Origin of the sequence: Paenibacillus sp. FSL R5-0345, assembly GCF_000758585.1 — a bacterium.
Classification (GTDB): Bacteria; Bacillota; Bacilli; order Paenibacillales; family Paenibacillaceae; genus Paenibacillus_AQ.
Map to the genome: position 1 here is coordinate 3,870,321 of NZ_CP009281.1, position 25,908 is coordinate 3,896,228.

The 25,908-nt window shown below is 42.8% G+C and carries 15 protein-coding genes and 1 pseudogene; 8 read left to right on the forward strand and 8 right to left on the reverse strand.

The features are described from left to right. Positions 1–2: 2 nt before the first annotated feature. Entirely contained in the window at positions 3–3,116 is a 3,114-nt protein-coding gene (locus R50345_RS17110; protein ID WP_042128516.1) for a hybrid sensor histidine kinase/response regulator, read from the reverse strand. A 232-nt stretch (positions 3,117–3,348) separates the two neighbouring features. On the opposite strand from R50345_RS17110, the gene R50345_RS17115 reads away from it, so the two are divergent. The 7 genes and pseudogenes from R50345_RS17115 to R50345_RS17140 all read left to right on the forward strand — a co-directional run bounded on the left by R50345_RS17115 (position 3,349) and on the right by R50345_RS17140 (position 14,503). Then, positions 3,349–4,125 (forward strand): helix-turn-helix domain-containing protein, encoded by a 777-nt coding sequence (locus R50345_RS17115; RefSeq protein WP_042128518.1) that lies wholly within the window; start codon positions 3,349–3,351, stop codon positions 4,123–4,125. 53 nt (positions 4,126–4,178) lie between these two features. Next, on the forward strand, positions 4,179–4,802 hold the full coding sequence (locus R50345_RS17120; RefSeq protein ID WP_197069687.1) for a GNAT family N-acetyltransferase: 624 nt from the start codon (positions 4,179–4,181) through the stop codon (positions 4,800–4,802). Next, positions 4,786–5,796: an alpha/beta hydrolase family protein gene (locus R50345_RS17125; protein WP_042128522.1), complete on the forward strand. Its 1,011-nt coding sequence runs from the start codon at positions 4,786–4,788 to the stop codon at positions 5,794–5,796. The genes R50345_RS17120 and R50345_RS17125 overlap by 17 nt, the downstream gene beginning before the upstream one ends. Before the next feature lie 65 nt (positions 5,797–5,861). Then, positions 5,862–6,044, forward strand: a pseudogene (locus R50345_RS32455) (chitobiase/beta-hexosaminidase C-terminal domain-containing protein); the annotation flags it as partial. 282 nt (positions 6,045–6,326) lie between these two features. Continuing rightward, positions 6,327–12,347, forward strand: a complete 6,021-nt coding sequence (locus R50345_RS30365) for a right-handed parallel beta-helix repeat-containing protein (RefSeq protein ID WP_052414635.1) — start codon at positions 6,327–6,329, stop codon at positions 12,345–12,347. A gap of 254 nt (positions 12,348–12,601) precedes the next feature. After that, the gene (locus R50345_RS17135) at positions 12,602–13,438 is read left to right on the forward strand and encodes a MerR family transcriptional regulator (protein ID WP_042128525.1); all 837 of its coding nucleotides are present in this window, start codon (positions 12,602–12,604) and stop codon (positions 13,436–13,438) included. A gap of 36 nt (positions 13,439–13,474) precedes the next feature. Continuing rightward, positions 13,475–14,503: a serine hydrolase domain-containing protein gene (locus R50345_RS17140; protein WP_042128527.1), complete on the forward strand. Its 1,029-nt coding sequence runs from the start codon at positions 13,475–13,477 to the stop codon at positions 14,501–14,503. Positions 14,504–14,569: 66 nt separating this feature from the next. Here R50345_RS17140 and R50345_RS17145 read toward each other — a convergent pair whose 3' ends face one another. Continuing rightward, the gene (locus R50345_RS17145) at positions 14,570–14,968 is read right to left on the reverse strand and encodes a hypothetical protein (protein ID WP_042128529.1); all 399 of its coding nucleotides are present in this window, start codon (positions 14,966–14,968) and stop codon (positions 14,570–14,572) included. Positions 14,969–15,122: 154 nt separating this feature from the next. Beyond that, positions 15,123–16,868, reverse strand: coding sequence for a glycoside hydrolase family 35 protein (locus tag R50345_RS17150; protein WP_042128531.1), 1,746 nt, complete (start codon positions 16,866–16,868; stop codon positions 15,123–15,125). A gap of 151 nt (positions 16,869–17,019) precedes the next feature. Here R50345_RS17150 and R50345_RS17155 point away from each other — a divergent pair, with 151 nt between their 5' ends. Then, positions 17,020–18,474: a sulfatase family protein gene (locus R50345_RS17155; protein WP_042128533.1), complete on the forward strand. Its 1,455-nt coding sequence runs from the start codon at positions 17,020–17,022 to the stop codon at positions 18,472–18,474. An 81-nt stretch (positions 18,475–18,555) separates the two neighbouring features. Here the strand turns inward: R50345_RS17155 and R50345_RS17160 are convergent, their stop codons facing one another. The 5 genes from R50345_RS17160 to R50345_RS17180 form a co-directional block, all read right to left on the reverse strand. Further along, the gene (locus R50345_RS17160; RefSeq protein WP_042128535.1) at positions 18,556–20,055 is read right to left on the reverse strand and encodes an arylsulfatase; all 1,500 of its coding nucleotides are present in this window, start codon (positions 20,053–20,055) and stop codon (positions 18,556–18,558) included. Positions 20,056–20,070: 15 nt separating this feature from the next. Continuing rightward, positions 20,071–21,966, reverse strand: coding sequence for a beta-N-acetylhexosaminidase (locus tag R50345_RS17165; RefSeq protein WP_042128537.1), 1,896 nt, complete (start codon positions 21,964–21,966; stop codon positions 20,071–20,073). Positions 21,967–22,087: 121 nt separating this feature from the next. After that, complete coding sequence (locus R50345_RS17170; protein WP_042128539.1) at positions 22,088–23,719, reverse strand: extracellular solute-binding protein; 1,632 nt, start codon at positions 23,717–23,719, stop codon at positions 22,088–22,090. 57 nt (positions 23,720–23,776) lie between these two features. Then, positions 23,777–24,676: a carbohydrate ABC transporter permease gene (locus tag R50345_RS17175; RefSeq protein ID WP_042128541.1), complete on the reverse strand. Its 900-nt coding sequence runs from the start codon at positions 24,674–24,676 to the stop codon at positions 23,777–23,779. Between the two features lie 24 nt (positions 24,677–24,700). After that, positions 24,701–25,669, reverse strand: a complete 969-nt coding sequence (locus R50345_RS17180; RefSeq protein ID WP_042128542.1) for an ABC transporter permease — start codon at positions 25,667–25,669, stop codon at positions 24,701–24,703. Between the last annotated feature and the right edge of the window lie 239 nt (positions 25,670–25,908).

Sequence of the window (25,908 nt, forward strand, 5' to 3'; positions counted from 1 at the left end):
CTTCAACCTCCTAGCCGGTTCAATTGCTGTTTGGGGATGTCAAAAGAAATCCTTGTACCTTTTCCTTCATCACTTTGAATACGAATGCTCTTTCCATAAAGAAGTTTGATGCGCTGACTAATATTCCACAGCCCCACACCTCTTTTATCTACATCAGATTTCATGATCTCTTCCAGCTTGTGTTCGCTCATTCCGCATCCATCATCTTCTACAACAAAGCTGACCATTGAAGGGTCTGACTCTTTGACAGATATAGTTACCTTTCCTCCCCGTAAATTGGACATCAGGCCATGTCTTATGGCATTTTCCACCAGAGGTTGAAGAATAAGCGGAGGAATCCGGCTATCCGTATTTGCGGTTATATCATACTGGACTTGCAATCTAGCACCAAAGCGCACTTTTTCAATATTAATATAAGCATTAACCAGTTCCAGCTCACTCTCCAGGGTCGTTAATGAATCCAATTGTTTGAAATCAAAGCTGCTTCTCAAATACTGCGACAGCTCCAGCGTTAATTCCTCTGCTTGCTCAGGCTCTTCCACACATAATGCAGCAATTGAATTCAGGGCATTGTACAAGAAATGAGGTTTAATCTGAGAACGTAAAAAGGCTATCTCAGCATCTTTAGCCTGCTTCACGGAAACTCTTAATCGGGTCAGACTCTTCACTCTCGCCATTAGCTCCTCCGCTTCGAACGGCTTCCCCACATAATCATTTGCCCCATTATCCATGGACATTTTCATCTCTGTAACTCTATTCTTCGCCGTCAGCATTAACACCGGGAGCTCAAAGGGGGTAAATCTTTCTCTGATCTTTTGCAGAACCTCATAACCAGAAATGTCCGGCATTGTAATGTCCAGCACAACGAGGAAGAAGTCTGAATTCTTCGATAACTCATCGAGTGCTAATTGCCCTCGGTTCACAACAACAATGGAATACCCCTCCAGCTTGAACAGGTTGATCATGGATTGAAGGTTGGCATAATCATCGTCCACGACCAAAATTGGCTCATTGATTTTACCTTTGAAATAAACAGGATACTCCTGGCGCGGGAAGAGAACCTCTTTAAACGGAAGTGTCTTTTCCACAATTGGACCCGTGATTTGATTAGATATTCGATCCCACCGTGGAAGGGTGAAAATAAAAACCGAACCTTTGCCCGTAACAGATTCCACTCTAATGTTCCCGCCATGCAGCTCCACTAACTTCTTCGTAATGCTTAGACCGAGACCTGTGCCACCGTGACTATGAATTTCAGCTTCATCCACCTGCTCATAAGCCATAAAAATACGTTTCTGCATATCCGGTGCAATTCCGATTCCCGTGTCTGCTACACGAACTTCAACCCATTCATGAAGGATAGTTTTAGCACTAATATGTATTTCACCTTGCTCCGTAAATTTAATCGCATTATCTACCAAGTTGTGCAAAATTTGAATCAGACGATTGCCATCTGCATGTACAGGAGGGAAATCTGAAGCGACATTATTTATGAGAAAAATCGACTTTTCTCCGAGCAGGAACGAATGAATACCGATGACAGAATCAATAACAGCTTTCAGATCTAGGGTGCTTTTGTATAACGTGATATCCCCATGCTTCATTTTGGAATAATCGAGCAGTTCGTTCACCATATAAGTTAGTCTTCTTCCACTGCCCAATACGATTGCTAGGTTCTGCGCTTGCCTTTCGGTAACTGGACCCTCTACCCCATTAAGAAGTGTAGCGGTAATGTTCACTATGGCATTTAGCGGAGTTTTCAGCTCATGAGAGGTATTGGAAAGAAACTCATCTTTAATTTTGTCCAGCCCGATCAGCTGGTTTTTCATTTCGTCTATCGTATGATATGCCTCGAAAAAACGAAGAACAATCAGAACGATCATAATGATATTAAAGGCTACGATGTAAAACTGTCCGAGCCATAGATTTTCTTTCATCGAAAGTGCAAACAGGATTACGTCTATGGAGTACAGATTGATCGCAAGAATCGCTAAGAACAGCAGCAATGATTTGATCCGATTTACTTCTGCGCTTCTAATATACAGGATAGCCACTCTACACAGCATCCAAATTAACATCAATTCATATACAATGATCACGTACGGTGAGAAGACCGTGTAAGTACGAATAGGTAGAATCGCTACCAGAAATATAAAGCTGCCTAGTATGATCGTTACAACTTGCGTAAGCTTTAAAGAGATAATGCTTTTGTGCATTTGGTAGAAAAATATAGCCAGAACAATAAAACACGAGATGGAGCTAATGTCCTTCACTTTGTATAACACATTGAACGAGAGACTGGGAAAAAACAGTAACAGCGAACGTTCTCCAATCAAGCCATGATAGATCGCGAGCAGTAAACAAATAATTGCAAACACAAGCAGGGAGTAATCCTTCTTACGGTATAATGCAGCCGCCACAAAGCAGATGACAAAAATAAGGGATAATGTTCCCAAAATTGCAACGGTGCTAAATTCACGAGCCATACTCTTCTGCTGGGTCTCCATCATCGCGGCTTCCTCGCCAAAGGTCAGAGATACCGGAATGCCTGCATTTACATATTCATAGTTAGAAACTTGAATAATGATCTCTACGTCACCTTTTTCAGCTGAAAAAAGCCCGATTTGCGGAATATTCCCCGACTGGTAATCGGCTGTACTGATAGAAGGCTTACCGTCTTTAATGAGTAGATGTCCATTCACATATATCGCACTTGAAAAGCGTATATTCGTCTTTTTCAATGCAAATACACCGTCTACAGGTAAGTTTTTCAGCACCATGCGATAGGTAGCAGAACCAAATGCAGGTAATGGCTGACCATCAATCACTTTACCGTTCCATCGTGAGGGGACCTCCATCCATGCTGTAGGGGCTGGTTTGTCAATGCTTGGATCTATAAAATGCTCAGGTGTGAGTAGCTGGTTCCAATAAAATTCCCACTCCCCGTCTAGCTTGATGATCTTTTGTTGCTTATAATTCCATGTCGAAAGATCCATGCTACCCTTCTGAACTTGCGGATGATTCTCATGCTGATCGTTATTTATAACAATGGATAGTGGAATTGTAGCTAACGAAAGGAAAGCTATTAAATAGATAAATAATGTCCTTTTGAGCATCGTAGGCCCCTTTTCTATGGAGTAGTAAAGCTGCAGCATACGCTTGGGGCATTGTGCAACACTTGAATTACATGAGATAGATGACGATAGATAATTCTATAAAATTTTCCGTTTTCCTTCATGATTCGACAAATTAATAAAACGACAGCTTAATCCAAGCTTGACCTTAGGTCAGACCTAAGGTTTATAGTTATTGCATTCAACAAATACCCAACAGATAGGAGCGACACCCTTGAATCAACACATAACGATTGGTGAACTTTCAAAACTTATGAATGTATCTGTGCACCAAATCCGATATTTTGAAGAAAAAGAGATTTTATTTCCAGCCTATACCGATAGCAATCAATACCGGATGTATGGGATTAATGAGATTTATCAGTTGGCCCAGATCTTATTGCTTCGCAAATTAGACATACCAGTCAGCACAATTAACAAAAGTATGAATAACTTCTCCACAACTGACTACCATCAGCTTTTGAAGCAATCTCAAAGTAAAATAAACTCTGAAATAAACCAGCTAATGTTGTTGCAGCAGTTTTTACAAAAGATACTTAACGAATACGAGCAATCCGACATTCTAGAAGACAAATATAGTATTAAGCAATTGGATACTCGTCATTTAAAAAAATGGATAGAACTTGACCAAGATAAGTCACTCACCGCTCGAAGTTTGTATGAAAAAAAGCCGTATCTATCACATTTATTCGAAACAGATCTGCATTATTTATACGAAAATGAACAAGTAACCTTATGTTATGAAAGCAATCAATCACCGGACATCATTCTAGAAAAAGGTAGCTACCTCTATAAAGCTTTTTTCGTGACGGATGATCAAGATATTGAACGTGAGATTGCGCAACTGGAACACTATTTAACACAGCATCATTATACAATTCAGGGACAACTGATCATTTTGGAAAAATCCTATTTATCCATGTTCAACAATGACAAGCTTCATTTTGAAATTCAAATAAAAATCAAATATGATTCTGACGGTGTAGCATGATAAATCTGAACAAGATTGTAATAGCTGAATATCAAGAACAAGATCGTAGAGCAGTGTGCAGTCTTTTAGTGGACGCGTTCCATGGGAAGTTCCACTCCCTCATCCCACTGGACGACGATGATATTACTGACCTACTCTTCGGACTCTGGGCGCTTGAGCAACAATCCACATCATCACAACAAATCGTCGCCCAAGAAAATGGAGAAGTTGTCGGTACGCTCAGCATAAAGTGGAAGGACTGCCGGGCCCCAAAGAGAAGTAACCTTAAAACGCCACAACGTAATTCCCATTCACAAGTATTCAAGCAGTTTGGATATATAAATGTATGTAAGTTAATGGTCGGATTACGTTTTTTGAATTATCAGCCTCGGGCAAAAGAATGTTACATCGAGCATTTGGCCGTTCGATCTAGTCACCGCAATAAAGGAATCGGCAAGCAGCTGCTTAGTTGGGCTATAGAATTTGTAAACAGTCATTCAGACATGGACAAATTAACGCTACATGTTGCTGAAAATAATAAACAAGCTATTCAAATGTACCAACAGATGAACTTTGGTATCGTTCAATCTAACTATAGCGGGATTAAACACCTACTTTTTAAAGAGGCAAATTGGCTTTACATGACAAGGAGTTCACCACTACACCCTAGGAGTGCAGTAAATGAGATTAAATATTAAATTAACCGCATGGATAATTACTGGTTTATTGTTAGCTTTAGGCTTATTCGTGTTAAAACAGCATTCATATGAAATGATTGAGAAAAAGATAGAAATCGAAACCCCTCAGGGTAAACTAACAGGAACTTTAATTCTGCCCCAGAACTATTCTGGAAACGTAGGGCTGGTGGTTTTTGTACATGGTGATGGTCCCATAAATGACTCATACGATGATGGGTATAAACCCTTGTGGGAGAAATTCGCATCTGTAGGATATGCTTCGTTGTCTCTTAACAAGCCTGGTATTGGTGGTTCCTCCGGCAACTGGTTGGAGCAAAGTATGGAAGATCGTGCTCAGGAAACAATAGCAGCAATTAACTGGGCGAAAGCCTTGCCGATGATTGATCCGCAATCTATTGGTTTGTGGGGGGCAAGTCAAGCCGGATGGGTGATTCCTAAGATCGTAAGAGAAGTACCTGATCTCGCGTTCAGTATTCTTGTATCGCCTGCCGTGAACTGGATTTCTCAAGGTAAATACAATACAAGATTAGAAATGGAAAACGAAGGGTTCTCGGAATATGAGATCCAAGCGAAAGAACACTATAACGCTCAAGTCTTACAACTACTTAACGAACGTGCCTCTTATGAAGATTACTTGCGAATTGCACAATCCGAGAAATTGATTTCTAAGGAACGCTGGGGATTTATCGCCAAAAACTATCAGTCTGATGCCACCAAAGAACTTAGTTACTTCAATGCTCCTGTCCATCTAGTACTCGGCGGTCAAGATATCAATGTAGATATTGAGGAAACCGAACGTATTTACCGTGAAAAAATACCTGTTAGCTTGCTCTCTGTCTCTTATTTTCCCAACGCTGACCACTCTATGCTGTCAAAAAAGAATGCCGCATCCCCATTAAGGACTTATTTAACAGCTGTCTTCTTTCCACGACAATTGGTGGATGATCAATATTTAAATGATCTTAGCCGATTTATTAAGACTCACTCTCAGTAACACTTTAACATCCCTCGCGTTCTGAGCCGCAAATGTTGCCGTTATTATAGGGCACGGACGGCAGTGAACCTAGTGCATCATCGTTAAAATATATTGCTTCTATTTCTGTGACACAGAATTTGACACTCAAGGCCAAAGCATTCAAGGAGTTAATGACGGATTCTGCAACTACAAGCGCCACTTACGTAATTAATGTGGTAACACAAGTAGCCCAACCTGTTATAATACTCTTCGAGTGTATGCTTTAACGAATGGATGGAATTTCAACTACATGAACTTCAGATAATTTAAAATGGAGAACAACTTTTGGGTTAAAGCCCATTAGCCGTTCTCCTTTTTTATTGCTCAACACCGAATTCAAGTATCCGTAAACCGAGTGTCATTAACTCACATCCTCCCTTACATCCCTTATATACAGTGGTATATGGAGTATTGATTATAGCTGTACTTTTCAACGATAAAGTATAATCTCGGATGATCAAACATTAAGCTTTGGTCAAAAATCGGTCTATAAGGAGAGGTTTTAATCATTGAGAACACATCAACGTTTGTTAGCCATGCTAGTAACCTTCCTACTCTTGGTTTCATCTTTTCCACCATCCATGTTTGCAGAGGAGGTCACTGATCCTGACGATGGGATGATTAACATTCAAAGTAAATGGAATGGAAGCGTATTTGGTGACGTTGGAGGTCAGGACAAAATTACGTCGGCAAACTTTGGAATCAAAGAGAACGCAGGCGGATCAGTTACGCTTAGAAGCTCTAACGACAGAGGCAAAGTATCGGGCAGCACGGAAGGTATCGCTTATTATTTTCAAGAGATTGATCCGGGCGTTAATTTTGAATTAACAGCAACCGCTCATGTGGATAGTTGGACAGCGAATAACCAGGTATCCTTCGGCATCATGCTCCGCAGCAATGTGTGGAATAACCAATTCGGAGCGTACTCCGGAGATTACGTAGCAGTGGGTTCATTGGACCAAGAAATGAAAGCGTTTCACAAATTACAAAATGCCAGCTTACAGAAGCTTGGGTACGAATTCGATAACGTTAATCGGCCTACCCAGGGTGAAGAATATGAACTAAGCATCAAAAAGACAGGGAATTTGTATGTAGTAAAGATCGGGAATGAAACCAAAATGATTGAAAGCTTTGAAGGCTCTATTCAATATGCCGGTCTTTATACTGCTAGAAATACGACGGTGACGTTCCGTAACGTACACTTAAGTCAAGAAGGTCAAGTTGAGCTTGGGCCTTGGGAGTTTAGCGCCTTCGGGGGAAATACAAATCCCACTAAGAATCCTGAACCAGTGATAGAAGACCACTCTACAGTTACAATGACCACCTACGGAGGCAAAATCTCAAGCAGTGATGAAGGACTATCTTTTTACTACAAAGAGATTCCTAATGATGCTAACTTTGAATTGAAAGCCAAAGCTAATGTTACTTCATTTAATAGCAATAGCAGCGTCAGTACACCTAACCAGAAATCCTTCGGACTTATGTTGAGAGATTCGGTAGGAATAAATGGTGATTCTAACACGACAACTTCTAACTATACTGCTGTGGGTGCTTTGGATCAGGTGATGAAAGGTTTTTATAAAAAAACAACACAAGTAAAGCTCACCCCATTTAGCGGCAGCAATCCCCCCACTGCAGGTGAAGCCTATGATCTCAGCATTAAAAAATCGGGCACTACCTATCTGCTAAGCATCGGTGACCAAACCGAAATAGTGACATTGGACGATACGTTCAATGATACGATCTTCGCAGGGCTTTATGTAGCTAGGGACGCAACCGTAACCTTTAGCGAAATCGACATTAAGGTCGAGTCCAAAATCGTAACGAACTTAATGGCTGATACAAGTGCGATGTCCAAAACCTCCTATCTGGTTGGCGAATCACTGGATTTATCTGGACTGGTCGTTAAGGCCATCTTTTCTGATAACAGTGAAGCCGTTTTGTCTCCCACTGATTATATTGTTTCCGGATTTGATAGCAGTAAGGTTGGGGAGAATACAGTAACGATTAACTATAACGGCGCTTCAGTAACAATCACGCTTCAAATCGTTCCATTATCCATGACCTCATTAATGGTTAAGTATGATCCAGCGAAAACGGTCTACTATCCAGGGGATGCATTCGATCCGGAAGGTCTTGTTGTTGTTGCTAATTATAATGATGGATTCTTAACGAAAGAACTGACTAGTGAACTCTATACGCTCTCTATTAATGAGCAACCCGTATCGGATCTGTTGCCGTATCTGTTGTCACAGTCAGGCTCATATAAGGTTACGATTAGATCGACGGAGACTCCATTAATAACAACTGCCTTTAACATTGAAGTCATTGATGCAACTCTATCTACGTTGGAAATCAGAAATGAGCCAAAGCAAACGGTCTATTACATCGGTGATTCCATCAAATTAGAAGGGATTATCCTTTATGCTCATTATTCTGATGGAACTGAGCTTCGGCTAATGAACAATGAATACACTGTCTCTCCTCTGAACACCTTGACTCCTGGAGATAAAAAAATCACAGTCACCCATAAGGGATTAACAGCCTCTTTCCAAGTGAAGGTCAAAATGAAGAAGCTAGCAAGAATCGAAGTATCTAGTTATCCAAAAACGACCTATTACTTAAACGATACTTTTGATAGCAAGGGTTTGATCGTGTCTAAAGTGTATGACAATTCGGATAGAGAAGTTCTAAGTACCTTCACTCTCGACACCTCTCAATTCGATAATCAAAAGCCCGGCGTTTATGAAATCGGTATCATCCCCACAGATGCGTCCATTAAGCCGATTACGTATTCTGTTACTGTTAAGGAAAAGACGGAACCTGTATGGCGTAGCATTCAATTCGGTCAATCTACATCGACCACTAATAACCAGACGATTCTAAAAGATGATGGATCGGTAGAGATTATCGCACTGGAAGGCGGCGGAAAGGTCACCGAAGACCATGACGGTATTACCTTCTATTACACCGAACTAGATGCGTCAGAAGATAATTTCGTTCTGTCAGCGGATATTCAAGTGTTGGCTTATGCGAAAAATCCATATGACGGTCAAGAATCGTTCGGGATAATGGCACGAGACGCCATCGGCACATCAGGAAATTCTAGTGTATTTGCCTCTAACATTGCTGCTATAGGTGGTTACAGCGGTGGTACAAGAAATGATAATGGAACTCAGCTGTTTGTTCGAACCGGTGTGGAAAAGCCAGACGGAACTGGAAGTAAAGGCATTCAAACGATCATGCTCAAAAAAGAACGCCCTGCACCTAACAACACAGCCCCTGAAGCCCCATATCGTCTAACACTTGCTAAAACGAATAGCGGCTTTACTGGACAACTTAATAACGATCAGGAAGCTATACACTTTACGCCTGATATTCTTAACATACAAGATTCAAAGATGTATGTAGGGTTTTATGTGGCTCGTCTAGCTACAATCCATATCAGCAATATCCAATTAACAGTAACTTCAGCAGCAACGGATTCACCTAAAGTTGAACCTCCTACACCTCCGGTCACACCTAACATAGATATCCTTTCGCTGAGCAAGACTTCAGATCCGAATTACCAAATGATTGTACGTTCAAACGTCAACGGATCTGTGACACTGAAGCAAGGTTCTACGGTAATCGCGCAAGACAATAAAGCCGTAGCAGGCAAGCGTATTTCTATTCCAGCTACACTAGTGAATCAAGGAGATACGAACTTCAGCATTACTTTTTTACCAGATGACACGCAGTATTTGACCTCTTATAACAAGATAATTCGTAACTTTACAGTCATAATGAAAAGCTATGATCCCATGGGTGAAGATATTTATGTATCCCCAACCGGTACAAGTGCTGGTGATGGATCGATTGATCTCCCGCTTGATATCGATACCGCTATTGATTTCGTCAAGCCAGGTCAACACATTATCCTACTTGATGGTCGTTATGTGCGGAATTCATCACTCCATATTAAGAAGTACAATGATGGAGACGAGAATGCGAAGAAGTACTTGGAAGCTGCACCTGGAGCAAGACCCATTATCGATTTTGATAAAAAAACTGAAGGTGTTCTCTTGAGCGGGAACTATTGGCATGTGAAGGGACTTGATTTCACCCGCTCGGCCGGTAATACTAAGGGCTTTACAGTTGGAGGAAATTATAACATCGTTGAAAATAGCCGCTTTTATGCTAATGGAGACACTGGTCTACAAATCAGCCGTACAGATGGAACGGCTCAAGAAATAGCTGAATGGCCATCTTACAACTTAATTCTGAACAGTACTTCCTTTGATAACCGCGATCCATCTGACAATAATGCTGATGGCTTCGCTGCGAAATTGACTGCTGGCGTCGGAAATATTTTTAGAGGCTGTCTGGCACATAACAACATCGACGATGGATGGGATTTGTACACTAAGGCAGGCTCCGGTGCAATCGGTGCTGTATCGATTGAGAATAGTGCTGCATTCAATAACGGATTCTTAACAGATGGAACGATAGGCGCCGGTGACAAGAATGGATTTAAGCTGGGTGGTGAGGGCATTCACGTCACACATACCATCCGTGATTCTATCGCCTTCGGCAATGGAGCATATGGTTTTACAAGCAATAGTAATCCAGGTGTTATTGCCATAAACAACATCGGATTCAATAATGTACGTGGAAATATGAGCTTTACGACTTATGACCATATTACCGCGGACTTTAAGATCGATGGCTTCTTATCCTACCGGACGAATAACATTGCGAAAGACCAATATCCTTCCTCATTGGCGGCTGACAACAATTTCATGTATGATGGCGCAACCTCAGCCAATAAGTCTGGTCAACAGCTAACGGATGCAAATTTCGTAAGCTTAATTCCGGCAAAATCCTATATGAGGGATTCAGAGGGCAATGTTATATGGGGTGACTTCTTGAAGTTCATTCCTTTTGGCGAGCAGGAGCCAAGTCCGACTCCTACATCGAGTCCGACTACTTCACCAAGTCCGACTACTACACCAAGTCCGACATCTTCACCGAGTCCTACTACTTCACCAAGTCCGACATCTTCACCGAGTCCGACATCTTCACCAAGTCCGACATCTTCACCAAGTCCGACATCTTCACCAAGTCCGACATCTTCACCAAGTCCGACATCTTCACCAAGTCCGACATCTTCACCAAGTCCGACATCTTCACCAAGTCCGACATCTTCACCAAGTCCGACATCTTCACCAAGTCCGACATCTTCACCAAGTCCGACATCTTCACCAAGTCCGACATCTTCACCAAGTCCGACATCTTCACCAAGTCCGACATCTTCACCGAGTTCAGGCAGTTCTGGATTATCTACTCAGGATTCAGCCACAAGTGTACTTCTGTTGGACGGAAGTGTAAGGCTTGACCTGTCTCCTACAATTGATGCAGGGAAAGCTAGTGCTATATTAAATGAATCCACATTACAAAAAATGATTGAATTAGCTAAACCTAATTCATCCGGTCATAAAACAATTCGAATACAGCTTCTAAGTGATCCAGCATCTGACGTTAAGGAATATCAAGTAATCCTCCCTGCTTCCGCTTTTCGTGCAGGAACTTCCACCTTGCAGCTTGAGCTCACTTCATCGTTAGCTACCATTATGTTACCGAATCGTATATTTCCAGAGAATATGCTGGATAACGTGAAGACGGTTACCCTGTTACTGAGAACCGTCGATGCTGCAGGGCAATTAAAAGGGAAGTTAGGAAATCGCTCACTTATCGAGTATGAGCTTCGCTTGGATGGAACAAAAGCTCAGATGAACAATTTACAGACAGCTATACAGATTGGGCTTCCTCATCCAGCAGTTGTCCCAGCATCGAACAATGCTTTTATTGTCGTGTGGAACGTTGATACGAACGGATTTATTCTACCTGTAATAGGTGAGTATTATGATGCAGTCAAGAAACAAGCTATGTTCTCGACCACGAATTCTTCCGGCCAGTTTGCGGCGGTCTACAATCACAAGACATTCAGTGATTTGTCTGATTCACATTGGGCGAAGTTCGTAGTAGAAGTACTAACATCTAAAGGCGTCATTACCGGAGTATCTGAACAAGAATTTAAACCTGATCAGGCAATTACACGCGCGGATTTCGTACTTTTATTAGTTAGAACTTTGGAACTAACCGCGGTAGACGGGATCGTCTTTTCAGATGTGTCTCCAAGTGATTATTTTTATGAGGGACTTATGACTGCTCAGAAACTAGGCATCGTTAATGGTCAAACCGATGGACGTTATCATCCTCATGAATCGATATCCAGACAAGAGATGTTTGTTATGGTGGTTAGAGCGCTTAAGGCTGCAGGAAAGTTGAGTCCTGTTCCCGCTTCTTCATCACCACTAGTTGTCTTTACTGACCATAACCAAATTGCTGAATATGCGGCAGAGGATATAGCGGAACTGGTAGCAGCTGGTTTCGTTAAAGGAAATGGTCAACAGCAACTTACACCAACCGCTCCATCTTCACGTGCCGAAGCAGCTATGCTGATTTACAGAATTCTGATGCAAAAATAATAAACAAAAAAACAGAACCCCAAAACCATACTGTATGTGGTTTCGGGGTTCTTCTTCAGTTGTATACTCTGCTCGTTGTAGAACACACAACGTCTTTTCGAATGACACTTCACTTTATTCTAGCCATCTTGGTTTAGATACACTAGATTGTCTATTGACTTTACCCTTAGGGGAAGGTGCATAGTGGAAATGAACAAACCAACGAATTCAAAGTTTATATATCATTTAATATCGAAGAAAGGGAGATGAGATAGTTGCTGTCCATAGGTGAATTCTCGAAGATATGCGAAGTGTCAACTAAAACACTACGGTATTATGATGAAATTGGGCTAATTCATCCTGATGAGATTAACCCTGAGAACGGTTATAGGTATTACTCCATCAAACAACTAACTAAAATGCTCTTTATTAACCGTTTGAAATCTTATCAGTTCTCTTTAGAAGAGATCAAAGACATTCTGGAATGGGAGCAGGATCAATTTGAAGAAAAGCTATGTGCAGCCCTAAATCTCAAAAAAAGAGAAGTACAAGAGAAATTACGAGTTTACGAATACACCTTAAAGCAAATGAACAGTGATGTTTTAAATTTAGAGAAAGGGATATCTCTGATGTCCTACCTAAACAAGATAGAAGTACAGCTTGTTGAAACTAAGCCTATGAATATCCTTTATTTACGTCAGATGTTGAGCAGTGATGATTACGCGCTTGGATATGGAAAGTATTTTAGCAAACTGTATGAAATCATTGCCACTGAAAAGCTGACCTTGCTTGGTACGCCAATAACAATTTATCACAGTGAGGAATATAATCCTGCCGGGAATGATACAGAGTTTGCCCTACCTATTGAGGAGATCGTAAAGGAAACTAGAGAATTACCTGATGGGCTGTGTGCGAAGTCGGTTTATAGAGGCCCCTATTCAGAATTGACATCCGTTTATGCGAAGCTTACAGAATGGATTGAAAACGAAGGTTACGAATTGATTAGCTCTCCCTATGAAATATACCTTACGGACCCCACACAAACTGCTGATCCTGAGAATCTTGTTACTGAGGTGTATTTTCCTGTTAAGAAAAGATCGCAGCCACACTGATATTCATAAAAAATTTGAAGATAAGGAGTTACCTAAATGCACAGAAACTACTGGCCTACGAAAGACTGGCAAACTTCAGATTCGGCTGCCTTAGGCATGGATACAGAACAACTTTCAGAAATAGAAGCTAAGATTAAATCCGACTATAGTAATATAAACGGAATCGTAGTGGCGAGAAATGGATATATTGCCTATGAACAATACTATAATGGTTATGGTCCAGAAGATCTGCATCATGTGGCTTCTGTAACGAAAAGTATCGTATCCGCCCTCATTGGTATTGCCATTGATGCAGGATATATCAAGCATGTTGATCAGAAGGTGCTGGATTTTTTCCCCGAATATGTTCCAAGCGATGCTGCTGGCCAACTGCAAAAACAAGAGATCACCTTACGTCATTTGCTCACCATGACAGCTCCCTATGCTTTCGAGGACTGGCATGAACCACTGGAACAAATGTGTAAATCATCCGACTGGGTCAAATACACACTGGATATCCTTGGCCGCCAAGGGAATGTTGGTGATTTTAAATATTCCACCGCAGGAGCTCACTTACTGTCAGCTATCATCACTCGTTGCACAGGAAAAAGTGCCCGTGAGTTCGCTAACGAGCATTTATTCAGTCATATCGGAATGAAAGAAATTCCGGATTATGAGATGAAATCATTTGGGTTCGACGATTTGTTTGGGGTAAATGTGAAGGGCTGGGTGGAAGACCCACATCGTATCACCACTGGTGGATGGGGACTTACGTTGTCTCCACGCGATATGGCGCGTTTTGGTTTATTATTTTTGAACCGTGGAAAATGGGAGAATAATCAGATTATTTCGGAGACATGGATTGAGGAATCTATAGCGATGAACGCTAATCATTACGGTTATTTGTGGTGGCTACGCGAAGAAGACGGGGTTTACTCCTACTCAGCTTTAGGTGATGGTGGTAATGTCATTTGCTGCATTCCAGAAAAAAAACTTGTCGTATCCATCACCTCAGAGTTCACACTTCAACCTCGTGACCGGTGGCCTCTGATTAAGGATTATATTATTCCGTCCGTATTAGTATAAAAAAGCAGAAACATGCTGGTTGCCACTACGTTAACATCTAGAAGAGCAACCAGCTGACACTCTAAATTATTTTGCTTCAAGGAAAATGATCTCGCCTTCGTTGCTGCTTACATCAAAAAATCCTACTTTGTGTTTTGTAGCCAACTCCCGCATCGCCGTATAAGCTTCCTCAGCAACGGAATAAGCGAAGGCTGCATAGATAACAGAGGAACCAAGCGAGTAATCAGTTAGCCGGTTATCCGTTCCGGCTTCCTCCATCGCCTCAAAAATCTCATCCTCAACATTCATATTAGGAAATTGCTCGGACAACTCACCATAAAAGCGTTGCAGCGCGTCCGATAAAACTGAAGGATCATTATAGGCATGGTCTTCTGACCATTTCACTTGCTGCTCGTACCAATCCATAAACCCCGCTCTTTCTTGCGGTGCCTTAGACGTCTCAAACGCCATCAAATCATAACTCATTAGCAATCCTCCTTCTAACCACTTCCTACAAACCAACCAAATTCTCGATTTCACTTCAAGTGGTAATTTTATGAAATGACTATTGTCTTGATTATATATTAAGAATCATCAGATCAATACTACAGAATGATGGTCCCTACCCACCCTTTAAATATCACGTGAGCTCCGGTGTATCTACAAAAGTAACCACGGACTCCAATACGCCATGTAGTTCAAATAAGATTAGTTCGTTTTCACCTTGGCGCAGGAGTGGAGCTGGTAAATACATCGTTTTTGTCGGACCTTTCTCCCAGTAGCGACCTAAATTAAAGCCATTTATAAAAGCTTGGCCTTTGGTCCATCCGTCCAGTCGCAAAAAAGTATCCTCTGGCTTATTGACTTGAAAGTTCCCCCGGTAGAAAGTGGGCTGCTGACGTTGTTCGCAATCTATCGGAGTGAATGATAATCCTTTAAGGTCGTTTAACGGTAATGAACGAATAGTCCAATCATGCAGGAATTGATAGCCGAGTCTAACGCCGCATGTGATACCTTTCGGATCACGAAGCAGCGGGCCATAATTTACGCGCCCCATATTCTCCACAAGGATGTCGATTTGCAGTCCCTCCGTTGGAACCTCTAATGGAATGCCTCTCGGATCCCAGCGTTCAACTGTACCTACAAAAGCACCGTTCGCAAATACAAGCGCACGATCGCGTACTTCTTGCAGAACGAGCTCCATTCCACTGCGCGGCCCACTGATCTTCGTAGAATATAAGATAAATCCATAATCCTGACCGAATTTCTCCATTGGCTCAGGACATGCTCTACGTTCAGGGTGAGACAATATGTCTAACTGAGTGAACAAAGGTACAGATTCTGTCATCAGCACTTTACCGTATGCTCGTGATTGAATTACGGGCGGTAATTCCAGTGGAGGCAACGCTACATATTTCTCAATTATTTTTCGAGCTGCGTAGAATTTTGCAGTTGGCTTACCTGATTCGTCCAGTAACGTATCATAATCGTAGCTGGTTACGAGTGGTTCATATTTTTCAAAAAGATTTGCCCCGTTCATAAATCCAAAATTAGTCCCCCCATGGAACATATAAAAGTTTACAGAGGCACTTAAAGAAAGCATCTCGTCTAAAGCCTCCGCTACTTCAGACTCGGGGCGTGTATTATGCGGTTTCATCCAGTGGTCAAACCATCCATTCCAGAATTCCATACACATCAATGGCCCCGTAGGCTGATATTCACGTAGTTTAGCAAAGGCTTCCTTAGCCCGTGAACCGAAATTTACGGTGGCGAACACTCCGTCGATCATACCGCCTTGGAGCATATGATCTTCAGCTCCATCCGAAGTGAACAGAAGAACATCCATACCGCGGGCGATCATGCCTTCTTTTAGATAGTTCAGGTAAGTCTTGTCACTTCCAAAGCTTCCATATTCGTTTTCTACCTGAAGGGCGAGCACAGGTCCACCGTTAGTGCTTAACAAAGGTCGCAGACGTGGAAGCAACTCATCGAAGTAGGCATCCACCTTAGCTAAATAGACCTTATCATTACAACGCAGTTGTATGTTATCGTCCGCAAGTAACCAAGCTGGCAATCCACCGAATTCCCATTCCGCACAAATATAAGGACTTGGCCGCAAAATGACGTGCAAACCGAGCTCTCCGGCTAGCTTAACGAAAGCCTCGATGTCAGCAAAGCCTAAGAAATTGAAGCAACCTTCCTCTGGTTCATGTAAATTCCAAGGAATATAAGTTTCAACAGTATTCAATCCGCAAGCCTTCAGCTTCAGCAAACGATCCTGCCAATATTCCGGAATGATCCGGAAGTAATGAAGCGCACCAGAAAGCAGACTGACGGGTTGTTCGTCTAATATAAAATGATCCCCTGATATGGATAACTTTCGCATAAAATTTCTCCTCCAACATTGAGATAGACTATTCAATTATAGGTAATAAAAACATCACTCCATATGGACGATTCTAATGAATTATTATGGAGAATTCATTGGTTGCTAGAGGCTTTTGTGATGCTATAATATTCATAGGAGGTTTTTACGGATGTCAAAGAAAACTCATATTTGGTTAATTACCACAGATCAAATGCGTGCGGATGCGCTTGGAATCGAAAATGCTTCCGTATTAACACCTGAGCTTGATAAGCTTGCTTCGGAAGGCACGCTCTTCACTGGAGCTTACTGTGCTAGTCCTGTTTGTACACCCTCACGTTCCTCCATTTTTACAGGAAGGTACCCGCATGTTCACGGTGCTTGGAACATCGGTACCGCACTAAAAGAAGATGAACTTACTTTATGCGATCATCTCAAGCAAGCGAATTATAAAACCATCGGTGTAGGAAAGATGCATTTCCGTCCACAAATGAAGGGGGACTTTTCTCAGGAGTATGAAGAGCCTGCTTATCGTGATCGCGGAAGAGCCTCCGATGGAACATACTATGGTTTTGATGAGCATCATATTACTGAAGACAATTGCATCGGTGAATACATAGAGTGGCTTAAGGCGCGCAATCCTGAAGTAGCTGAGCGTTTCAGCAAGGACCGTTACAAAGCCTCTGATGCTCAATACGACGTGTGGGAGAGTGAAATTCCTCCGGAGCTGCATCAGACATACTGGATTGCTGAACGGAGCATCGAAGCTATCCTCTCCCACAAAACCGAGCAACCGCTATTCTTATGGTCCAGTTTCGTCGATCCACATCATCCCTTTGATCCTCCAAAGGCATACGCAGATATGTACGCGGACACAGACATCTCATTACGAACCAGAGAAGCTGATAATGTGCATCTTCGTCCTCAACATCTACTGCGTCAGGGTCAGGGTGGCTATTGGCCTGGCGGCGGTGAGGAGCATTCTCTTGATGAAGCGCTTATAAAACGGCTCACTCGAAATTATTATGCGATGATTACCTTCATTGATGAACAGATTGGACGAATTATAAAGGCTTGGCGTCAAAAAGAAATGTACGATGATGTAGTCGTCCTATTCACCAGCGACCATGGAGAGCTGCTCGGCGACCACGGATTAATTTACAAGGGACCGTGGTTTTATGAAGGTCTAACGCGGATCCCGATGATCGTACGCGGTCCTGGAATTGTTTCCGGGCAACGGGTTTCTGCTTTGATGGAGCATGTGGATATTGTACCCACACTGCTTGAAGCCGCAGGTCTCAACTGTCCCTACGGAGTTCAAGGCTTGTCACAGATGGAGGTGCTGGCTGGAAGGAAGCCTCATGTCCGTAATTCTGCACTAACCGCTTATATTGCTCATGATCGAGGCATTAACGCTAAGTGTTTGCGTACAACACGTTATAAGCTGGTTATCTTTGCAGGAGAGACTTACGGTGAGTTATATGATTTGAAAGAGGATCCTCAAGAGAACTTCAATCGTTATGAAGATCCCGATTATAGTGAAATTCGCCTTTGGATGGTAGAATTGCTTGTTCATCGGATGATTCAGGATCAGGACCCTTTGCCAGAACGCCGGAGTAGCTGGTAAATCAAAACACATGCTAACACCCTTAATATTTCCGTAACAGGCGAAGGGCAACCTGAATGTTCAGGTTGCCCTTCGTTTAGATCATTTCCCTATTTCGCAAGCCTTTAGAATATGAGAAATCGGACGTCCGGCAATCAATTCACCGTTGTTTACAAACCCTTCCTCTCGTCCCTCCAGCTCGTGAATAAGCCGCTCTCTCCATTCACGTATACGCTCGAAATTATCGGTGTATCCGATTGCATTAACCTTCTCTGAGGGGTCGGTCACTAGATTGAAGAACTGCTCTTCCCCTGTCTGAGAATACCAAATGTATTTCTCTCTTCCGTCTGTTAAGAAGTGGTGGGACTTTTCGCCATAGGCATGCTCCCCATGAATATAAGACCGCCACACTGTCTGATCTCCCCTACACAGTGGCATCACACTTTGCCCTTCAACTGTAACTGGGATTTGGATGCCAGCAACCTCAAGAAATGTTGGCATAATATCGCGAAGCTCTACAACGGAATCGAGCCGGGAACCTGCAAGAAGTCCCAGCGTTTCTCCCGGGTCATACAATAAGAAAGGAATCTTAGCACTCCCTTCATATGGAAGAGACTTACGGAAGTAATGGTGATCCCCCATCATCTCACCATGATCAGAAGTGAATAGAATCAAAGTTTCATTTAATACTCCATATTCCTGCAGCCCATTGATCAACCTCCCAATCTGGTCGTCAAGATGCGTAATAAGCGCATAATAGGCGGCACGGGCACGATCCAATCTGCGCTTTGGCAAATGAGTGAACGAAGATGTTGGATCCTTAGCTCTGTTTAAAGCTGCATTCTCGTCCACCCAATCTCCAACTGGAGGATCAGGAAATTCCAAGTCCTTGTACATATCTAGATAAGATTGCGGCGGATCCAAGGGGGAATGTGGACGAACGAAGGAGGACCATAGGAAAAATGGTTTTCCTGGGTCTCTTCTTCGTAAGAAGTCTAGCGACTCGGTTACGCACCAATTCGTTGGATGCATCGCTTCCGGCAAGTGCCAGGGGCGAGCAACTGTTGAGGCATTGCAATCAAGTCCTAAGTCCGTGATATCCGAATTGGCATTGGTTTGTCTTCGCAGCCATTGTAAATAATCATCCACTTGATCATAGTGTTCATCATATATGGCTTGGCTCTTGTCCCGATTGTAGTGAAGATATCCATCATGAAGCACTACATTATGGAATCCACATAGATTACGTGCAGGATATACATGCATCTTGCCAACACACTGCGTATGATAACCCGCTTGAGCAAGCTCTCCGGCAATCGTATGGGCGTAAATCCATTCAACCTTATCCTGATACCCCACCCGCCCATGTGATCTTTGGCCCATTCCTGTCATGATAGCAGCCCTCGCGGGAATACAACTCGGGGTAGCTGAGTAAGCGTGTTCAAATAATATCCCTCTTGATGCAAGAGAATCCAGGTTGGGTGTCTCAATGACGGGATGTCCCATGATGCTCAGGCAATCAAAACGCATTTGATCCACTGTGATAAGCAAAAGGTTAGGCCGCTTTGTGCCATTATGATGGTCCAGATTAGTGTCAATCATAACCTCACTCCTTTCTTATACTCCTGCGATGACGGAAGGTGTTGCGATCGTATGCCACAAATTCGCACTTATCGCTCTTGGACCGTCATCGTCAACGAGACCGTCGAACGTCAGCAGCTCCTCTTCTAATTCAGCTATCTGTTCCACTTTCCCTTCAACATAACTATTAATTCGATGAATAGCCGTCCTAATCCTCTGAAGCATTCCTCCCATACGAAGATCAAAAACATCAAAACCAAACACCTTATTTTCCAGCTCCCATTGTACCCGATAGTCATCCATAAATCGCCCGGTCAAATCTGATAGCTCTGGCAAAATTACATTGGCAAAGTGAGCTAATTCCTGTAAATTTCCCCGATGATAAGCATCGCGTATAGAAATCCCGATTTCACTCTTTATTTCTAGCAAGCGACACAAACTGGCTTGTACAGAGAATAAGGATTGCCAAGGCGAATTACGCGTGATCGCCTGTTCGAGCATTTCCGCACTTTGCTGATAATGCTTCGAATACACGTTAGGAACAACATGTCGATCAAACAAGCCACACAGCACATCTTGATAAAGCAAGTATTTAGCGGGATTAATGGAGCATCCCCCCGGTGCCGAATTTCCTGGAACCAAATTGGCCGCATCAAGCGCCATAAAGTCATCATAATTGCCTTGCACGCAGCTACTGAATCTTTCTTTGACATGGTTCTCCACGAAATGTCCTGTATAACACAGCTCGGCCCAAAGTTGAAGGGTAGGAAGAACCGAGAAAACCGAAGCCTCAGCGCCGTTATCTCCCCATGCAGTTATCAGCACTTCTTGAATTCCATGCTTAACACAGCTGTCATGTGCCAACAGACTGACTTGGCGACTGAATTCATTGTTCGGAGCGAACCCCATCCATTTCCACGCTCCACCTGCAAATCCGATATGATCATTCAGCTGCTTATGTTTGCGTAACATTCCGTCGTATTTCTCCTGCGTCTCCGAATAGTAATCCCAATAGATCAAGGTAGCATCTTCGGGGATCAGCTTAACAATATCGGGGCTGATTGGACTTTCAGCATCGTAATATTCCCCGGCACTGGCCAGACGGAAAAACATGTCACTCCACATCATCGTACGGAAACCATATTTTCTGGCGATTTCCATAACAGTGTTAAAGTGTTTTAACATAAGGGAGGATCGATCCTGGTACCCATGCTTATCAAGGTATTTACCAAGTCCCATCATATGAGCTTCATCCATCCCAATATTTATGCGGCGACTGCTTACATGAGCAGACATAAAAGCGAACATTCGATCAATTAATTCGTAAGTTCCGGGATCATCAATAAGGAGAATATCCTGGAAATCCACAAGCGGTGCATGCGCCTGCCATTTCAAAGCTTGGCCGAGATGGGCCAGCGTCTGAATACAGGGAACCAGCTCTATACCAAATAACGCGGCATACTGGTCCATCTCCCGAATCTGATCCCCTGTATATCGGCCTCTCAAATAACCGAAATAAGGGTGTCCCTCTAGTTCGTACGTGTCTTCCGTATACAATTGAACCGTTGAATATCCCATAAGTGCTAAACGCCGGATTAATTCCTTATATCCTTCATTATTAAGAACAGCATTTCGCGAACAGTCTACCATGAAGCCTAGCTGTTCATAAACCGGCGATTCATTAATTTCAACTCTTTCTCCTCGGCGTATGTTCTCGAGGAATCGGCTGAGCGCCCGGATCAATTGATGCTCCTTTTCATATTCAATGATAACCTGAACCTCATCGAAAGATATTCGAATCCCCTTACCTTGGTGCTTACAATTCACCGGAATCCCTGACGGTTCCATTCGGATTCCCAATATTCCAGCTACTTCTGAAACGGATGAAAGCTGTTTCTCATTTAACCCTGTCAAGTGAACGCTAAGGTTCATAGACTATCCCCTCCCAATCTTATAAGTATGCGATCAGTATTGCCGCACATTCTTGGTTCTGTACTAAGTCATTAAACGGAAGATCCGAGCTACTTCAGCCCGGATCTTCTCTATCAACTAATTATTCAATACCTTGTTCCTTAGCCTTCGCATTTACTTCCTCTATCATTTTATCAAGACCTTTAGCCTTATAATCGTTCACGATACTATTCCAGTAACTCTCCACCGGTTCTTTGGATAGCATGATCTTGAGCAGATCATCATGGTCAAGCACAGTGAACTTATCCTTCGTTGGTGTGGACATATAAGTTAACCGAATGTCGTAATCCGGAACCTTCGTATTCTTCTGAATCCAATCAATATAATCGACAGCTTCTTTGCGGATTCCTTCGTTAGCAATTGTCGGGTTATCCATGGTGTAGCTGTCCGAAGTTTCATATGCCACCAAATTCTTTAGAAATCTGCTAGCCGGATACTTCTCATTTAAAGAACCCTTTTCAATGACAACTTTCTGCCCATTTTCAATCTTGTAATCCACGCCCTCGATACCATAAGTCAATAAGTCCTTGCCTTCCGGTGACAACACATAATCATAGAGTGCCATGATGCGATCCATCTTTTTATCGTCAACCGTATTGCTGAAATAACTTTCCGACCAGTATGTTTTAAAAATGGCATGTGAACGTTCACCATCAGGGCCAATAAGCGGCTTGAGTGCCTTCACGCTCTCCATGATATCCTTATCCGGATAAGCTGTTTTCCAGCGTTTTTCATACATATCGCTATTTAAATTTATAAAACCGCCACCGCTCAGGAGAGCCGCTGCTTTGCCTGCTACGAAATTGTCATAAGACTCTGCAGGCTTGACAAGCGCGATATCTGGATCGATCAATCCTTTTTCGTACATATTCTTCATGTTTTGAAGCGCTGGCAGCGCATTTTTCGAAAATACAGCCGGGATAAACTTACCGTCCTCTTTGATCCATTTAAAATCGCTGCCGCTTCCATCACTCGTGGCGACCGGGTTACCGTACAACCAGAAAAATCCGCCCAGCATCTTGGTAGTTGTCGTCGTAAGACCCGTAATATGTTTCCCTTCCGGATCCGACTTCACGATTGCCTCAAGCATGGCTTCAAACTCTTCCCATGTCTCTGGTTCTTTTGTAATACCAGCTTTTTGAGCAAGATCCCATCGATAGAACACCATACGATCCAGTGCGCTCCAATCGACACTTGGGAACATCCGGCGAGGAACCGTATAATACTTTCCGTCTACACCCAAGCCTTTAATATCCGGCGATTCGAAGTATTTTGCAAGGTTAGGATACTTAGAAAGGTCCGGAAGCGCTTTGACAACACCTTGTTCTACCCATTTACGTTGATATTGCGTGCCGACGGCGTCGATTGCGAAGATATCAGGCAATTGGCCGGAAGCAGCCCACATTTGAATCTTCTGGGTATAGTCATCCCAAGTCATATTGACAGGTTTTAATGTAATATTGAATTTTTCCAATACTTGTTTGGCGATCGGGTCTTTTTCGATGTTAGCAATTTCAGCATCTGCATCCCAAAAACCAAGCGTAATCGTCATCGGATCCTTGTAAGGATTGTCAGTGGAATTAGAAGAATCCGTAGTCGCTTCACCGTTTGATCCCGCCTGCCCCTTGTCGTTATTGCCTCCACCGCAAGCCGTGAGCACCGCAGCTAATAAAGTTATACATAATGCCAGTGTCATCATTTTCTTTCTAAGCATGCTATAAACCTCCCTTTATACTATTTTAGGATAGAATCAATCTATTTAAAATCTTTCTTATCCTTTTATTGATCCAACCATAATGCCTTTATTAAAATGCTTCTGAAGGAACGGATAAACAACAATAATCGGAATACTCGAAACCACAATAGCTGCCATCTGAAGTGCAGGGGTGTAGACCTTCCCGGTCTGCTCTTGCTCGGCCATCGTCTGTGCCATTTGACTTAGCAGGGAATTCGAAGTGATAAGTGTCTCTCGTAAATAAATCTGGAGAGGAGCTTTTGAGGCGTCACTGATAAAGATCAACGCGTACCACCATTCATTCCATCTTTCCACGGCATAGAACAAAGCAAAGGTCGCCATGAATGGAGCAGAGATTGGAATAATGATTTTGTAAAGAATGTACAGATCATTTGCCCCATCCAGCTTAGCTGATTCTTCCAGACTTTCAGGAATCGTGTTGAAATAGTTTTTCATAATGATTAGATAAAACGTATTGAGACCGGCGGGTATGATCATGACGAGTATATTGTTTACGAATCCTAAATCCTTTACGACTAGGTAAAAGGGGATTAAACCGCCATTGAAAAACATAGTGAACAAGATCAAGCTAAGCATTATGTTTCTTCCGGGCATTCCCCGCTTGGATAATGCGTATGCTCCTGCAACAGAGATCGTCATGCTGAACAACACGCCAACCACCGTTACGATGACAGAATTTAGAATTGAAGACCAAAACTTCATATCCTGAAGCAACAACTTGTAGGCCGACAAGTCAAACGAAAGCGGAAAAATATAAAAGTCGCTTTTACTAATCGCTTCGAACCTTGCAACAGAGATAATAAGAACATTATAGAAGGGAAAAAATGTTACTAGTGCTAGAAGCCCCAGAACCACGAATGCGACGATATCGAAGACACTCCACTTTTTTCTCTTTTTAACCGTTGTGTCGGTCACTTGCTTCTCCCCTTTTCATGCAAATTAATACAGTCCTTCCTCGCCCATCTTCTTAGCGAACGTGTTCGCCGCCCATAAGAGAATCAGGCTGATAATGGACTTGACGACACCCACGGCGGTCATATATCCAAAGTCGCTTCCTATCGTGAAAGAAGTCCGATAAATGTATGTATCGATCGTGTCGGCAACCGAATATACCGGTGAACTATACAGGTTAAAAATTTGCTCGAAGCTCGAACCTTGGGTTAGTAGTTGTCCAACTTGAAGGATTAGCAGGACTGCGACTGTACTCTTCAAGCCCGGCCATGCGATGTTAAGCAAACGGCGAAACCGGTTCGCTCCGTCCACTTCTGCCGCTTCAAACAACTCAGGATTAATCCCAGCAAGCGCCGCCAGGTAAATGATTGAATCCCAACCGATCTCTCGCCATACATGAGTGAGATACAGAACTGGCCTGAATGCACTTTCATCCACAAGCGGAGAATTCGGATCCCCGCCAAACAACATGATGATCTGGTTATAAATCCCGTCTTTGCTTAAAATATTGATGATAATCCCCGACAATACAACCCACGAAATAAAATGCGGGAACGTTAGGATCGTCTGAAAAAATCGCTTCATTTTGGTCCTGGAAAACTCATATAAAACAATCGCCAGGATAATGGGCATTGGAAAATGAATGATCAACTTCATCAAGCTGATAATGACCGTATTCCAAAATGCCCTGCGGAAATCGGGGTCGGTCAACAACGTTTGAAAATTCTCCAAGCCGATCCAGGGACTTCCCAGAATCCCCTTACTGTAATTAAATGACTTGAATGCTAACGTTACACCGTACATGGGAGCATAGCTGAAGAGGGCGTACCAGATTAACACCGGTAGAACCATGAGGTAAAAATACTTGTACTGTAAAATCGTTTTTCCTAAGCTCTGCTTAGGCGTACGAGTTTTTAAGCTTCGCTTAGGCGTACGAGCGGTTACAGAATCAGCCAATCTTCTCCCCACCTTTCTGTATGAGATTGTTTATGCGTGTAAGCGATTTATATGGTAAATTATATCGGGAGTGTAAATTCTCTTGTATAGAGAATACAACTCCGATCATGTGGATTTTTCACACTTTAGCGAGTGGCCTTCCGGTGACGCTTAATATCCGACATAGTGAGCGTAAGATAATCCATACCCCCCTTGGTCCACAATCGCTAGGATGAATTTAGGAGCACCATAGAGAAAGG

Excerpts from the sequence above, each read along its gene's own strand:
- R50345_RS17110 (WP_042128516.1), bottom strand. The coding sequence starts at position 3,116 with ATGCTCAAAAGGACATTATTTATCTATTTAATAGCTTTCCTTTCGTTA.
- R50345_RS17125 (WP_042128522.1), top strand. The coding sequence starts at position 4,786 with ATGAGATTAAATATTAAATTAACCGCATGGATAATTACTGGTTTATTG.
- R50345_RS17140 (WP_042128527.1), top strand. The coding sequence starts at position 13,475 with ATGCACAGAAACTACTGGCCTACGAAAGACTGGCAAACTTCAGATTCG.
- R50345_RS17145 (WP_042128529.1), bottom strand. The coding sequence starts at position 14,968 with ATGAGTTATGATTTGATGGCGTTTGAGACGTCTAAGGCACCGCAAGAA.
- R50345_RS17150 (WP_042128531.1), bottom strand. The coding sequence starts at position 16,868 with ATGCGAAAGTTATCCATATCAGGGGATCATTTTATATTAGACGAACAA.
- R50345_RS17155 (WP_042128533.1), top strand. The coding sequence starts at position 17,020 with ATGTCAAAGAAAACTCATATTTGGTTAATTACCACAGATCAAATGCGT.
- R50345_RS17160 (WP_042128535.1), bottom strand. The coding sequence starts at position 20,055 with ATGATTGACACTAATCTGGACCATCATAATGGCACAAAGCGGCCTAAC.
- R50345_RS17165 (WP_042128537.1), bottom strand. The coding sequence starts at position 21,966 with ATGAACCTTAGCGTTCACTTGACAGGGTTAAATGAGAAACAGCTTTCA.
- R50345_RS17170 (WP_042128539.1), bottom strand. The coding sequence starts at position 23,719 with ATGCTTAGAAAGAAAATGATGACACTGGCATTATGTATAACTTTATTA.